Source organism: Streptomyces sp. NPDC002076, assembly GCF_053593835.1.
Genome location: NZ_JBSFDI010000009.1, coordinates 281,891 through 296,411 on the forward strand (window position 1 = coordinate 281,891; position 14,521 = coordinate 296,411).

Sequence of the window (14,521 nt, forward strand, 5' to 3'; positions counted from 1 at the left end):
CAAGTGGGGGAATTCAGCCCAAAAGTGAGCAGAGCCTGCGGATGCGCAGGCCGCCGACGCCGTTTCCTCAGTGGTCGGGGCCGAGTTCGATCGGCGCGAGGTGGATCTCCGTCGGCCGGTCTCCGACGTGGAACATCCTCGCCTCGCCGCCGTCTGCGGTGATTCAGCTCCCGGCGGAGGGTGCTCGACGGCGGCCGTACGTGGGAGACGCTCGGCGCCCACGAACTCGTCCACCAGTGGTACGGCAACAGCGTGAGCCTGCGGGACTGGCGTGACATCTGGCTCAACGAGGGCCTCGCCACCTACGGCGAATGGCTCTGGTCGGAGCACACCGGCGGGGACTCCGCCGACACCATCGCCCGCGCGGCGTGGCACACGCTGGCGAAAAGCCCGCAGCGCCTGCGGATTACGGACCCCGGCCCGGACCGCATCTTCGACGACCGCGTCTACGACAGGGGCGCCTGTACGCTCCACGCCCTGCGGCTGACACTGGGCGACGACCGCTTCTTCGCCCTGCTGCGCGGCCGGCACCAGGCACACCGCGGCCGCAGCGCCGACACCGCCGCCTTCCTCGCTCATGCCGGCCGGTACTCACCGACGGCGGTCGAGCCGCTGCTGCACACCTGGCTCTACGAGGAAAGGCTCCCGCCCTTGCCACCCGCAACACCGTCCTGAGCCCGGCCCGATGGTGATTCCGGTCGGTCGAACCGGAGCCGGCCTCGAAGTCCAGCACGCTGATGCGGTGCTGGTGGTGGGCGGGGACGAACAGCACCTTCTCGCTGCAGTTCTTCCCATGGCTGTCGGCCTGAGACAGCGAACCGCTCAACGCCCGCCGATCGGGACTGCTCCTGGCGTACCCCGCGCACCGACGCTCTTGTTCCTCATCGGGGCACTCCCGCTCGGCAATGCGGCGCCGACACGATCGGGTGCGACGGGCATCGTGCGTACTGGGGGGCCGGACGGGGCGCGCAGCCACGCCGTGCGGGCGGCGAGGGAGCCCAGCGCGAGGGAGGCCAGGTGGCCGACATCCGCGAGCTCCTGGTCGTACAGCAGCGCGGCCGTCAGCGCCGCGGCGAGCAGAGGCAGGCCATAGCGGCGGAGCCGGCCGGCGGTGAGGGCGAGCAGGCAGGCGGCGGTCGTCACCAGACCGTAACTGATGCCCACGTCACGGGTCCGGGTGGGCACGCGTGGCAGATGGGCGACGTGCATCAGCCACAGGGCGCCCTCGGTGAGCAGGGTCGCGGTGAGGTGACCGAAGACGAAGACTCCGCACGCGCGCAGCGTCCCCCAGCGCCACTCGGCGCATCCCAGAACCCCGGCGACCGCGGCGATACCGACCAGGGCCGGTACACCGTCGACCACCAGACCGCTCGTGAACAGGGTCCACCACTTGCCGACATCCAGGTGGTGCACGTTGCTGCTGTTGTGGCGCATGAAGCGGGCCCGTTCCGCTGCCCGTTGTCCCTTCAGCCACCATGCGGTGACCAGCAGGGCCGTCACGTATACGGCGGTGCCCGGCAGCCGCCGCCTCAACGTCTCCACAGCCCTCATTTCCCTGCTTTCGTAGGCTTTTGATCTACGCTTGTCACCCGCGTTCGGGCGCTCAAGGGCGATGTGCCCGCCCTTCCCGGGAAGAGACCGTCGGCCACCACGCCCGGTTCCGACGGCGGCCAACATGAGAGGGATTCTCACCAAGCGATGCTGTAGTGCTCCGCAACGATCAATGGCCCGAGCATCGCGGTAAGGAGTTCGCATGGTGGAGAGCCGGACGCAAAGGGCTGCCTGGACGCCGGGCGGTAGCGGCGTCGGTCGCGCGCCGCGCTCGACCAGGGAGTGACCGTACGGCGTGGTCAGGGCTACACCCTGCGCGTCAGCGCCACCCTCGCGGTCCACGGCCAGCTCCTCGATCGCTGCCAGCCCCTCGACGGCACCCAGGGCGGCCCGGCGATCCCGGCCCAGCGCAAGGCCCGCCGCGAGTACGAGAACCGGGTCAGCGCGCTCACGCCCTGACCATGATCGTTCTCAGCGCCAACCGCTGTACCGATGTTGCTACCAACGCCCCCTGGCCGTGAGGTTGGGGGACTCGGCCGGGCTCCGGGTAACTCACGGGATGTCGCACACACGGGCAGTACACGCTACGACGCTCAAGTCCCTGTGATCTGACGGAACTCGGGGTCTCGGCGCAGCGTGCTGAAGTAGTCGTCCAAGTGCCCGTGAACGATATTGATGCCTCCGCGGTCGCGTAGCGTTCGTAGTTCAGTAAGTGCTTCGTCGCGGCGGCCAGCCATGGCATAGACGGAGGCCAGGTTGTAAGCAATATCGGTAATCTCGTAGTTGGCTGTAGCGTGCCGCCTGGCCAGTTGCAGATCCGCCTCCGCTTGGTCGTACCTGCCGAGGCGTTTTGCCATCGCCCCCCGATAGGTGAACAGCCGAGCAGTACTATTCGGATCAGCATCGTCTGGCAGCAGGGCAATCGCATCGTTGTACGCTCGCCACGCAGATAGGTCGGACGGCGGCCCTCCCCGGGTATTCGCATGCGCCACACCCCTTACGTAATGAACCTCCCAGTCCGCGTCGACTTGGCTTACGTACCGGTCGAAGTGCTCCGCCGCCTCTGCCCACCGCCGCTCAGCCATCAGTGCCCTGGCCAGGTTCAGTTCGACGTCAGGTGGCACAGCGCCTTCTGCAGCACGATCCCTCAGGATGCTCATCACAGCTTCCAGCTGTTCCAGGTCTGTGCGCACCTGCTGGTCCGCGGTGGCAGTTCCGGTAACCAGAGCCTCGGTGTCGACTCCCGCCTGAGTGAGTGATTCATCGAGGGCACGGCTTGCGTGAGGAACCTGCAATACCGCCCGCTCGTAGACGGCGTCGCTGGTGATTTGCTGCCGGTGCTTGGTCAAGAGCCGGTAGACGAAGACCAAAGCTAGCGGGACGTCCAGCACCGCAGCAACCGCGAACATCGCTGGCACCCAGCCAGGCGAGGTGGTCGTGGCTGCACCAGCGATGAACGCGGGAACTGAGACCACAAGCAGCACCAACACCGCCGCCAGCAACTGCGTGGGAGTGAGGACGTGGGCGGGGTCAATCGTCGATCTGGACTCGCGGGTGCGGTTCGTCTGCTGGTCGGCCACCATTCCATGATGCGCTTTGCTGGGCCCTCCACGAGGACAAAACACCGAACCAAGCTGCTGGTCCAGTACGGAGTGGCTGAGGGGGAGCGGACCGTCGGCAGTCCCGCATCACTCGGGCTCCCGTCGGCCAGATGGTGATCGACGCTCGTGGGGGCTCACTCAACGTTATGAGTTGCGGGCCTCGCCGGGAATACGCGACACCTCAACATGCGAGCTCACCAGTCCCGAGGCCGTACTCCTCGCCAGCCAGGCCCGCGAGCTTCGCGCGTTCTGCCTCGGCTGAACGTTCCAGCTGGATCAACTCATCGGGGATCTCTGCCACGGGCACGGATCCTTAAGCGTGAAGTGCCTGCGGACCCTAGATGACGTTGGCTGTCGTGGGACGCTCACCGCCTGGGGTCGCCGTATCAATGGCCGCAAAAGCAACGGATATCGCTGACCTGGGACGATGCCACTTGGAGTGTGGCTTGCCGTCTGGCGGCAGTAGCGCGGGCCCGCAGCCCACCTGTATGCGTAATGGTGATTCACCTGCCGAGGTTCCGTGAACATCCCATGAAGATGGTCACGTTGCCTTCACTTCTGTCACCGCATTAGCCTCACGCCCGACCACTTATTTTTGGTTTACGTCTGTGCATGGGGGCTGCAGATGTCGTTTTGTCATGCCGTCACCCGTGCCTGGAAAGGAATTCGGGTGACGCCTCGTATGCGCAGGATGCTCCCGGTCGCGGGGGTTGCTGTCTTTCTGGCGCTGGTGGGCATGCCGGTTCTCGCGTCCGCCGACCCGCAGCCGACAGGGGGAACCGAGGGAGCGACTCCGCCGTCCGCGGTGGAGGACTACGCCTACCCGAACGCGGATCAGATCCAGAAGGATCAGGGCATCAAGCTGATCAAGGGCGACGGGCACATCACCCTCGCCAAGTGCGGGGACTCCGCCCAGCAGATCAAGGTCCTCACCGTGCAGGGGCAGAGCGGGGATTCCCAGGGCGCGTACTGCTTCAAGGCGAGCGCCAAGACCGGGTATCTCACCCTCGAACTTCCGCGCGTGTTCGCCCTGGAGACCACCGATCACCCCATCAGCGCCGATCTGCGGCCGCAGGCGGATCCCACCGCGCCGGCCAAGACGGTGACCGTCGACAAGAACGGCTACCAGAGCGTGGGCGAGGGAGCCGCCGGCGGCGCACCGTCCGTGTTGCTGGAACTGCGGGTCACCGGCTGACCGGCCCGCCTTCCGCTGCCTCTCACTCTTCTCGCACGACAGCAAGGAATAGGCTCATGTCTGGCTTTCGTCCGCGCGTCGCGTGGACCGGCGGTCTGATCGCCGCGACCTCGTTGGCCGCCGCCGCTCTGAGCGTCACGCCCGCTACCGCCGTGTCCGGCCCGACGGCTTCCGCCACGGTCTCGGCCGCCACCGCCCGGCTCGATGTCGGCGGCCTCCGCGGCTGTTCGGCCACGCTGGTGGCCGCGCAGTGGCTGCTGACCGCCGCGAGCTGCTTCACCGACACCCCGGGCGGCACGCTCGCGTCCGGCGCGCCGAAGCTGAGGACGACCGCCACCATCGGTGGCAGCGCCCAGCAGGTGGTGAGCCTGGTGCCGCGCACGGACCGGGACGTGATGATGGCCCAACTGACCAAGCCCGTCAGCGGTATCACCCCGATCCCGGTAGCGGCCGCCGCGCCTGGCGCCGGGGACGAGGTCCAGGCCGCCGGGTTCGGGCGCACCCACGACGAGTGGGTGCCCGACCAGGTCCACGCGGCCGCGTTCACCGTCCAGAACACCGCCGCCACCACCCTCGACCTGGCCGGCAAGTCCGACGGCGCGGCGGTCTGCAAGGGCGACACCGGCGGTGGGGTGCTGAGCGCCACCGGAGCGGTCGTGGGTGTCAGCAGTCTGTCCTGGCAGGGCGGTTGTCTGGGCAGCGATCCGGCCGAGACCCGCACGGGGGCGGTGGCCGCGCGGGTCGACGACCTGGCCTCCTGGGTCCAGCAGGTCGCCTACGCCCCCGTTTTCGCGGCCGCTCCGTGGAAGCACGCCGTGCAGATCACGGCTGGCTACTACGCGGGCGACTCCGCGGGCGGCACGCGGCACATGGACCTGGTCGTCGTCTGGGACGACGGCGAGGTCACCCTCTACCAGGGCGGCTACGGCAACGACCCCGCCCGCCCCTTCGCCGCGGAACACCAGCTGCAGCCCGAGAAGAGCATCTGGACCCACGCCGTCAACGTGACCGGCACCAACACCGGCGGCGGCACCGACGGAGTCGTGGTGCGCTGGTCCGACGGTGAGATGACCCTCTACACCACGGTCGATGCCAAGGGCTTCCACGGCGAGAAGCAGCTCGCCCCGCCGAAGTCCGCCGAATGGAGGGACGACGTCCAGCAGCTGACCGCGGGCCGCTTCACCGCGAACGGCCTGCGCGATGACCTGCTGGTGGTCTGGAAGGACGGTCACGTCTCCGTCTTCGGCGACCTGGCGGTCAACGGGCTGAAGAAGCAGACCCAGGCGGTCGCCAAGAACAAGACCTGGCCCTTCGCCGAGAAGCTCGCCAGCGGCTCCTTCACCGGCAAGGACACCGACGACCTGCTGGTGCGCTGGATCGACGGCGAGACCACCATCTACCCCGGCATGACCGGCAAGGCCCTGCCCGCCGAGATCAGGATCCGGCCCGAGAAGTCGTACTGGACCAACGCGGCCGCCCTCACCGTCGGCGCCTTCAGCACCAACACCACCGCCAACGACATCCTCGTGCGCTGGAACGACGGCCACGTCAGCTACTTCACCGGCGTCGACGACAAGGGCCTCCACACCGAGATCCAGCTGGCGCACCCGCCAACTGACACACCGTCACTTCACTGGGCAACGGACGATACGAGAGACAGTTGAAGAAAAGGAACCCCGCGACCATCGCGGTAAGAAGGGGTGCGCATGCGACACGGATGCTCTGTCTGTGTCTGCTGCCGCTCGCACTCATAGCCGGTCTGCTCGGGAGCTCGGCCTCCCGTGCGATGGCCGACGGCACTCCGACCGGTGGCGGCAGTGCCGCCACCGACGAGGTGGCCGACCGTACCAAGGCCCTCGACCTGTGGTCGACGGGCGGCCCCGAGGTACGGGCCGCCGCCGAAGTCGCTCTGACCGGCAGCGAAGACGACGTACGCCACTTCCTCGACACAGCGAAGGACGCCACGTTCCAGGACGAGCGCGTTGCTGTAGCGCAGCTCGCCAGCGTGGGCGGGCTGAACCTGCAGGACGCCGCCCGCAAGGCTCTGGAGGGGACGCCCAACGACCTTCAAGGGTTCCTGGAGGAGGGCTGGCAGGATCCGTCGTTCCAGGATCAGCGGGTTCAGGTCGCGCAGATCATCGACGCGGGCGGCCCGGAGGTGAAGAAGGCCGGCCAGGCCGCGCTGAACGGGACACCTGGGGACATCAAGGCATTCCTGTCGACCGGTCAGTACGACCGGCGGGCGCAGGACGAGCGGGTCGAGGTCGCGCAGATCATCAGCGCGGGCGGCTCCAACGTGGCGGCCGCCGGCCGGATCGCGCTGAACGGTACGGCCGACGACATCCACGAGTTCCTGGAGGTCGGCCAGTACGTGGCGCGCGCCCGTGACCAGGAGCACGCCACCGTCGCGCAGCTGGCGGCGCAGGCCACGAAGGCCGGCACCAGGGCGGCAGCCCAGACCAAGGCCGCCAAGGACGCCTCCGCGCGTGCCGTGACGGCGGCGAAGCTGGCCAAGGAGGCCGCGCAGAAGGCGGCGGCCGAGACCAAGGCCGCCAAGAACGACTCCCTGCACGCCGCTTCGGCGGCCGGCCGTGCGGCCTCCGCCGCGAAACAGGCCGCGGAGGCCGCGCAGGAGGCGATCGACGCCGCGGCCGCCGCCAACAACAGTGCGCGGCTGGCGGCCAGCGCCGCCGAGCAGGCCGCTTCAGCCGCCGTGGGTGCCGCGCAGGCCGCATCCCGTGCCCAGAGCGCCGCCGCGGACGCGGCCACGGACGCGAGCAAGGCCTCCGCGGCGCGCAAGGCGGCCGACGATGCCCGCACCGCGGCCAAGGGCGCACGGCTGGCGGCGGACGCCGCCAAGCAGGCCGGCAACGCGGCCGCCGAGGCGGGCAACGCGGCCAAGGCCGCCGCCGACGCCGGCACCAACGCCGACGCCGCCGCCGACGCGGCCGACCAGGCCAACGACTACGCCACCCAGGCCGGCGTCCACTCCTCCGAGGCCGGTGCCGAAGCAGCCGCAGCCCACCGCCACGCGCAGGAAGCCAACCGCGCCGCCAACGCGGCCGCAGCACTGGCCGCGGAGTCGGCCAGTGCGGCCAGTGACGCGGAGACTGCGGCCAACGCGGCGGCCACCCATGCGGACAACGCCGCCAAGGACGCCGACGACGCGGCCAAGCACGCCGGCGAAGCCGCCACCGCCGCAGCCCAGTCCGCGGCGCACGCCAAGGCCGCCCAGGACGCTGCCGACGCCGCCACCGCGGCCGTCGCCAAGGCCCAGAAGACCCACCAGACCGCCGTCAAGATCGAGACGGAGGAGCTGACCGAGCGCACCAACGCCGGTATCGCCAAGGCCAAGGACCTCAAGGCCCAGCGGGACCAGCAAGCGGCCGCGGACGCCGCGGCCGCCCAGCAGGTCAAGGACACCGACGACCAGGCCAAGTCCCTGGCCGTGCAGGCCGCACAGCCCGGAGCCGACCCCAAGACCCTCGCTGCGGCCGGCCGCAAGGTCGCGCTGGCCACGATGCAGACCGCCGGGCCCTGGAGCAGGGGCGCCGCCGAGGAAGCCCTGACCGGCACCGACCAAGACGTCCTCGACTACCTCACCACCCGCCGCGCCCAGGCCGCCCACCAGGACGACCGCTACCGCGTGCAGACCCTGGCCCAGGAAAGCTCCCTGGCCTCGGTCCGCAGTGCCGCCGAGGAGGCACTCAAGGGCAGCGACGAGCAGGTCTCGGCGTTCCTGGCCACCGGGCAGTACGAGGCCGGTGCGCAGGACTTCAGGGTGGCCATCGCCCGGATCATCGACGCCGGTGGACCGGTGGTGCAGCAGACCGGCCGGGCCGCACTGGACTCGAACGACCCGCAGAAGTACCGGCAGTTCCTCACCATCGGCCAGTACCAGGCCCGTACCCAGGACGAACGTGTCCGCGCGGCCCAGCTCGCCGACCCCAAGAACAGCGCCAACGGCCCGGACGTGAAGTCCGCGGCCCGCATCGCCCTGGAGGGCCCCGATGACCTGCTGGACCAGTTCATCCAGGTCGGCCAGTACAAGGCGCAGCGCCAGGACTTCCTCGGCGCCACCCACACCGCGCAGATCGCCCAGCTGATCGCGGACGCCGCCGGGATCGCGGCCACCGCCCAGCAGAACGCCGCCGACGCCCACAAGGCCGCCGCTCTCGCGGTGAAGGCCAAGGACCAGGCGGCCGACTGGGCCAAGAAGGCCGACGTCTCCGCCAAGCAGGCCAAGGGCTACGCCGACCAGGCCGCCCAGTCCGCCAAGGACGCCCAGGCCTCCGCCGACCAGGCAGCCGCATCCGCCCACACCGCCGCCAAGGCCGCCGCCTCAGCCAACCAGGCCGCAAGCGACGCGGCCACCTCCGCCGTCGACGCCGCCGGCTCCGCGCAGTGGGCCCAGGCATCCGCCAGCGCCGCCTACACCGCCGGGGCGCAGGCCCGCGCCTCCGAGATCGCGGCCGGCAAGGACTCCAAGGCCGCCGACCAGGCCTTCGCGGACGCCTTCAAGACGGCCGTGCAGAAGAAGGAAGCCGAACGCAAGGCCGCCGAGAAGGACACCGGCGCCCAGGACGAAGCACGCTACCGGTGCGGCATGCTCGGCTGCGAGCCCGTGGAACGCCCGGCCCGCTACTGCCAGCACAACGAAGTGCTGTGCGACCTCGCCTCCATGGGCCCCGGTGCCCAGGCCGCGGCCGACGAGCTGTGGACCGTGGAAAAGGACTTCGGCCTCGGAAACTGGTACCCCTGCAGCAAGGGCGACCTCGAAGCCTGCACACAACTCGCCGCAGACCAGGCCTTCCGGTCCAAGTGGAAGCTCCTCGAAGAAGGGGTGAAAGCGCTGGAGGACCTGCGCCGCGTCCGTTACATGAAGTGCACCCAGTGCTTCCCGGCCGGCACCAAGGTCCTCATGGTCAGCACCGGCCCGCGGAGCATCGAGACGATCCATCCGGGCGACACCGTCCTGGCCACCGACCCGCTCACCGGCCGAACAACACCCCGCAAGGTCAGCCGTCTCATCATCACCGACGGCGACAAGCACTTCGACGAACTCACCCTCGCTACCCCCGACGGCCCCCGGAAACTCACCGCCACCTACGAACACCCCTTCTGGAGCCCCTCAGCACACCAGTGGGTCAAGGCCCACGACCTCACCCCCGGCGCCACCCTCCTCAGCACCGGTGGCACCACTGTCCGCGTCCGGGCCAATCGCGCCTTCGACCAGCACACCCGCACCTACAACCTCACCGTCGAGGACCTCCACACCTACTATGTCCTCGCCGGGAACACGCCCGTACTGGTACATAACACCCAATGCGATCCCCCGTTCCTGGATGCAGCGGGCGAAAACTACGTACGAAGCAAGCACATGCCGGGCGGCGCAAAAGCAGATGCCACGAAGGGCCTGTTCAACAAGGACGTAGATCTTTACAAGCTGGCAGACGACGCTGCCGAGTTCGAACCCAAACTGCAAGACAACGGCAATTATGTCCGTGTCGGCAATGCCTCCGATATCATCGGAACAGACGTCGAAACGGGTTTGCCGACGAAGACCTATACTGTCATCACTGACAAGTGGGGAAATGTGGTCACCATGCACCCGGGTGTCCCACGGTAGGGCGTAGAGGGTCAGCCAAGTCAGAGAAAAGGTGAGGTAATGCCACTCAGCATTCTGGTGCGCACCTATACGGGCGAGATCCTGGCAACGTCAGTACACCCTGGGATCGGCGCAATCTGTGAATCTGCGCGAAAACGAGGTCTGGCGATGCTCGGCTGCGTGGACAAGTACGACGACACAGTGTTCAACAGAACACAGGTATCGCATATACGCGGAGAACTGCTCCAACTTCATGAACTCTGCGAGGCCGACGAGGCGGCGGCGCTGTCGGAGCTGGTGAAACTACTGGATGTGGTTTCGGAGCGTCCGCACAGATACCTCGTGTTCAACGGCGACTGATCGAAATACATCGCGGGTGTGGGGCTCGCCCATCGAGTGGGCGGGCTTCACACCCAACGGCGTTCTCCAACGCCGCCAGCCCTTGAGATGCGCCAGGAGTGGCAGGTCGAGGCAGAAGTGCAACGCCGTCAGCGGGTTCACAACAGCTCGCTGAAGGCGAGAACGATGCTTCCGCTCGGCAAGCGATGCTTGTGGGCATCCAGCCCCTCCGGTTGAACCGGCGATCTGGTCGGCGTCGTGATCACCGCTTCGACTCGCTCTGCCATCGCCTACACCCGGGTCTCGTCCAGCGCGCTCCGCAGCTCCTCCAGCAGCCCGCCCTCTCCGGTCAGCTGCAGCCCGTCGGAGCGGGCACGGTCGACCAGCATCGCGATCAACTGCTCGTCCGACACCGCCTCCGCGGCGGACTCGACGACCGCCGCCTCCACGGCCTCGTGCTCGGTGATGGTCTCGCTCATCAGGCGTCTCCTTGATCATCGGATCCGCCGTCTATTGGACACGCCCGAACCACGACGAGCCGGTCCCCGCGTCGGCCCCACGCCAGCGGGGGTTGCTCGACCGACTGGATGACCGGCCGCTGGCACGACCAGTCATCCCCGCGCCTGCGGGAGTTGCTCCCATGTGGGAGGCGCGCGGCCTCGTGACCCACCGCATCAGGGCCCGGCCCTGCTTGGTCATGGCCACCTGGCGCATCAGCCCGAAGCGGGTGGGCCGTGCATCCGTGCTGATCAGGTCGTCACCAGGACTTTGATGGTGGAACCGGTGCCCTGGTCGTGATGCCCGGCGCCACGCCAGCGGAACTGTAGATCCGTGCGGCCCACCAGGTCGGGTGCGGCCGGTTCGTGGTACGCGTCGATCGTGCGCCAGTGGGAGGCGGGAGTGCGGTTCCAGTTCCCCGAGGCGCCCGCGGCGCGCTGCGCGGCTTCCCGCGCCTGGTCCTCCTCGAAGATTGTCTTCAGCTACAACTGCTGACGCGGGTTCAGCGCCTTCCAGAGGGCGGCGTAGTCGGCGGCCACAGTCCTCCACTCCTCACGTGGGTCGTATGGGGCCCGGGCCAAGCGCCGGAGGCCGGGTCACAGGCCGCGATTCCGTCGGTGGCGGCGTCCTCGAACATCTCGCCTCGTCGATGTGCTCCCAGAACACCGGCGAGTTGGCCGACCAGCCGCCCTGGATGCGCAGCTTCTCAACCCGCTTTCCGTTCTTGCGGCCGGTGGTGACTAGGCCCCGCCGGCCGGAGTGGCCGGTGATGCGGCGTCCGGTCAGGCCCGCGTACTTCGCTGCGCGGCTGATAACGCGGCCGACGCCATCCGGCGACGGTCGGGCGGCGCCCAGGTGGCCCCACTGGTCGACGGGTAGGAACGCCGGGCCGTTCGGGGCCGCGCCAGCGGCGAGCTTGAAGCCCGCAGGGCGCGCTGCAGGAGTCTGTCGTCGGCTCGGCGTCGTCCATCTTCCACGTAGAGCAGCGCGTCTTCGATCTTGCGGTAGCCGTCACTCATGAGGCTCGCTGCAAACCGCGCTCATCCGGTCGTGGATGCCCGCGCAGATCGCAGCGTTCACCTCCCTGCGGACCGTGGAGGCCATCGCGTCGAAGGTGGAGAACGCCGGCAGCTCCAGTCCGGCCTCCACCACCTTCTCCAGCGCAATGTTGATCAGGTCCGCCGGGCGGTTCTTCGCCGCGGCCTCTTTCCGGATCGACGCCTCCGCGACCCTGCGGGCCTCGGCCTGGTCGTAGACCACCCCGACCCGCTGCCGCACCAGACCCCGGTGGTTCTTCGCCGTCTTCGCCGTCCGGTACAGCGGCAGGGTGCCCTCGGGCAGCTCCACCACCCGCCGGACGAAGTCCACCACCATCTCCGGGATGTCTTCCATCTTCGGGAAACACCCCATGCGCTGGTAGGACTTCAACATCAACAACAGGGCCAGCAGATGCTCATCGCAGTCCGTCGCCCCGGACGCCCACGCCACCTCATCCCGAGTCGGCGAGAAGAACAGATGCAGCTCATGCGCGGTGATCAGCCGCTTGAACCGCGGGTCCGCGGTCCGCTCGATCGAGGTCACAATCCCGCCCCGGGCCCAGACAACAGCTCAACATCAACATCACCACCAACGACGTTGAGCCGAACGGGTGACGGGTCAGGCGATCACGGCTTCAAGATCATCCCGTGGCCCCTTTTGGGCTCATCTCGGCAATACCCCTTCAGTGACCCGATGGCGTCCGCCCCGTCGCATCCGGTGCCGTATCCACCGTCGCGTCCGCGTGCGCGCTTGGATACGACACCCTCGTACCGCCCGAAAGCGCAGGCCAGGGGCTCTACGAGCCACTTTCGGGTGAGGGCGACTGTATATCGGTGCAGCAACGCATCCCGATCTCCAGCAGCTCGACGGCCCGGCTGCCCCCTCGCACGTGCCGGCACGCCTGCCAACTCGCCTCGTAACCAGCGACCTTGTTGGTCACTTCCTTCAGATTCACACCCCACGCCTATGCCGGCGTCCGCCCTGGCGCTGCACGCCCAGACCGTGAGGCGGCCCGAGGACCCGCGAGGGCGCCCGGCCCAGTCCCCACCAGTAGGCGGATCCGAGCACACACTCGAATACGTGCATTCCAGGCGACCAGTGTGCCTGCGTTTTGGTCGTACGTGCCGCAGGCCACGACGCCTTGTGTCGTACCGGCGCAATTTCCCCTGAAAACCCGTCGTGAATTCACGAGAATTCCAGCATTATCAAGCCGGAATCCCGCTTCAAGCCTAGTGCAGGTCGAGCTATATTTGAATTGTTCCCAGGGAGGCCGGGAAAGGAAATCTCTCGGATGGGGTCCGCCCGAAAAACGGATGACGGGTGGAGTGTGTACCGAGGGTGTCATTTTCCGAATTCGAATTAATCGGTTCCCGGTCAAGAAATGAAAGGAATTCGCCCGATGACGAGCCCTGCCGCGCCCGCATCGTCCACCCCAGTATCCGCGCAGGCGGCCTCCGCGCCGCCGAGTGCGCCCGCGACCCCGGCGGGGCCGCCGCCGGGTCCGGTAGGCAAGGCTCGCCCGGGCGAACTGCGGGCGAGGATCGCGAAGATCCTGGCCGCCAACCCGGGAACCGTGTTCACGGTGACGGAGTTGGCGAAGATGGTGGGGCATTCGGGCGGGGCGGTCGGCAATGCCTGCGAGACGCTGGTGTGCCGGGGCGAAGCGGACCGATCGGGCGCCAAACCCCGCACCTACCAGGCGACTCCCACGACGGGCGCCGCAGCCCAGCAGGCCCCGGAACCCGCGCCCGCGCCGAGCCCGGCGACCTCGGTCCCGCACCAGTCGGCCAGGCAGGCACCAACGTCCCCCTCACCGGGCGGGAGGTCGGGGCCCATCACGCGACCGAATGGGCAGAAGTACCACCCCAGGGCGCTGGCACAGCTGCCGGATGTGGAGGCGCTGCAGCGCCTGCGCTGGGCGCAGGTGCCGGTGTTGTTGTACGGGCCGCCGGGGACGGGGAAGACGTCGCTGATCGAGGCGGCGTTCCCGGACCTGATCACGGTGGCCGGGGACGGTGACACCACGGTCGGTGACCTGATCGGCGAGTACACCCAGGACTCAAGCGGCGGCTACGAGTTCATCTACGGGCCCCTCGTCACCGCGATGCAGGAGGGCCGCGCCCTCCTCCTGGACGACGCCACCCTGATCTCCCCGAAGGTACTGGCCGCCCTGTACCCGGCGATGGACGGGCGCAGGCAGATCCAGGTCAAGGCGCACAGGGGTGAGACGATCACCGCCGCTGACGGCTTCTACGTGATCGCCGGACACAACCCGGGCGTGCACGGCGCGGTCCTCACCGAAGCCCTCGCCTCTCGGTTCAGTGTGCAGATCCAGGTCGGCTCGGACTACGACCTGGCCGCCGCCTTGAAGATCAACCGCACGGCGGTGCGCATCGCCCGCCACCTCGCCGCCAGCCAGCAGGCCGGAGACGTCGGATGGGCCCCGCAGCTGCGGGAGCTGATTGCCTTCCAGAAGATCGCCGACGTTCTCGGCACCGAGGCCGCCTTCGCCAACCTGGTCGGCATCGCCCCCTTGGAGGACCGCGACACGGTCGCCGAGATCGTCACCAAGGCCATCGGCCGCCCGGTCACCGCCCTGGCCCTGGGCCGCCAGCTCTAACACACCCGCCCAGGGGGCCGGGAACACACCCGGCCCCCGGCCACCCCACCACCCGCCAGCCTCCTCCCGGA

Annotated in this window: 11 protein-coding genes and 1 pseudogene; 8 read left to right on the plus strand and 4 right to left on the minus strand. The window is 68.6% G+C overall.

The features are described from left to right. The first annotated feature begins 180 nt into the window (after positions 1–180). Positions 181–675: a M1 family aminopeptidase gene (locus ACWCQS_RS21360; RefSeq protein WP_451005871.1), complete on the plus strand. Its 495-nt coding sequence runs from the start codon at positions 181–183 to the stop codon at positions 673–675. Positions 676–822: 147 nt separating this feature from the next. Here ACWCQS_RS21360 and ACWCQS_RS21365 read toward each other — a convergent pair whose 3' ends face one another. Then, positions 823–1,542 carry a rhomboid-like protein gene (locus ACWCQS_RS21365; protein WP_451005872.1) on the minus strand — a complete coding sequence of 240 codons (720 nt, stop codon included), beginning with the start codon at positions 1,540–1,542 and terminating at the stop codon, positions 823–825. A gap of 291 nt (positions 1,543–1,833) precedes the next feature. Between ACWCQS_RS21365 and ACWCQS_RS21370 the strand changes: the two genes are divergently transcribed. Continuing rightward, a complete protein-coding gene (locus ACWCQS_RS21370) occupies positions 1,834–2,010 on the plus strand; it encodes a hypothetical protein (RefSeq protein WP_451005873.1) in 177 nt (58 codons plus the stop codon). A 134-nt stretch (positions 2,011–2,144) separates the two neighbouring features. On the opposite strand, the gene ACWCQS_RS21375 is transcribed toward ACWCQS_RS21370, so the two are convergent. Continuing rightward, positions 2,145–3,131 carry a tetratricopeptide repeat protein gene (locus ACWCQS_RS21375; RefSeq protein ID WP_451005874.1) on the minus strand — a complete coding sequence of 329 codons (987 nt, stop codon included), beginning with the start codon at positions 3,129–3,131 and terminating at the stop codon, positions 2,145–2,147. A gap of 691 nt (positions 3,132–3,822) precedes the next feature. Here ACWCQS_RS21375 and ACWCQS_RS21380 point away from each other — a divergent pair. Genes ACWCQS_RS21380 through ACWCQS_RS21395 form a run of 4 tightly spaced genes read left to right on the plus strand, consistent with a single transcriptional unit; the run spans position 3,823 to position 10,315 of the window. Continuing rightward, positions 3,823–4,347 carry a hypothetical protein gene (locus ACWCQS_RS21380; RefSeq protein WP_451005875.1) on the plus strand — a complete coding sequence of 175 codons (525 nt, stop codon included), beginning with the start codon at positions 3,823–3,825 and terminating at the stop codon, positions 4,345–4,347. 56 nt (positions 4,348–4,403) lie between these two features. Beyond that, positions 4,404–6,011, plus strand: a complete 1,608-nt coding sequence (locus ACWCQS_RS21385; protein WP_451005876.1) for a S1 family peptidase — start codon at positions 4,404–4,406, stop codon at positions 6,009–6,011. Between the two features lie 53 nt (positions 6,012–6,064). Next, the gene (locus ACWCQS_RS21390) at positions 6,065–9,976 is read left to right on the plus strand and encodes a polymorphic toxin-type HINT domain-containing protein (RefSeq protein ID WP_451005877.1); all 3,912 of its coding nucleotides are present in this window, start codon (positions 6,065–6,067) and stop codon (positions 9,974–9,976) included. Positions 9,977–10,015: 39 nt separating this feature from the next. Then, positions 10,016–10,315 (plus strand): hypothetical protein, encoded by a 300-nt coding sequence (locus tag ACWCQS_RS21395; protein ID WP_451005878.1) that lies wholly within the window; start codon positions 10,016–10,018, stop codon positions 10,313–10,315. Between the two features lie 278 nt (positions 10,316–10,593). Here ACWCQS_RS21395 and ACWCQS_RS21400 read toward each other — a convergent pair. Further along, positions 10,594–10,773: pseudogene (locus ACWCQS_RS21400) on the minus strand (IS256 family transposase); the annotation flags it as partial. Between the two features lie 352 nt (positions 10,774–11,125). On the opposite strand from ACWCQS_RS21400, the gene ACWCQS_RS21405 reads away from it, so the two are divergent. Beyond that, complete coding sequence (locus ACWCQS_RS21405) at positions 11,126–11,287, plus strand: hypothetical protein (protein ID WP_451005879.1); 162 nt, start codon at positions 11,126–11,128, stop codon at positions 11,285–11,287. 516 nt (positions 11,288–11,803) lie between these two features. Here ACWCQS_RS21405 and ACWCQS_RS21410 read toward each other — a convergent pair. Then, positions 11,804–12,373, minus strand: a complete 570-nt coding sequence (locus ACWCQS_RS21410; RefSeq protein WP_451005880.1) for a DUF4158 domain-containing protein — start codon at positions 12,371–12,373, stop codon at positions 11,804–11,806. 997 nt (positions 12,374–13,370) lie between these two features. Here ACWCQS_RS21410 and ACWCQS_RS21415 point away from each other — a divergent pair. Beyond that, a complete protein-coding gene (locus tag ACWCQS_RS21415) occupies positions 13,371–14,450 on the plus strand; it encodes an AAA family ATPase (protein ID WP_451005924.1) in 1,080 nt (359 codons plus the stop codon). Positions 14,451–14,521 lie beyond the last annotated feature (71 nt).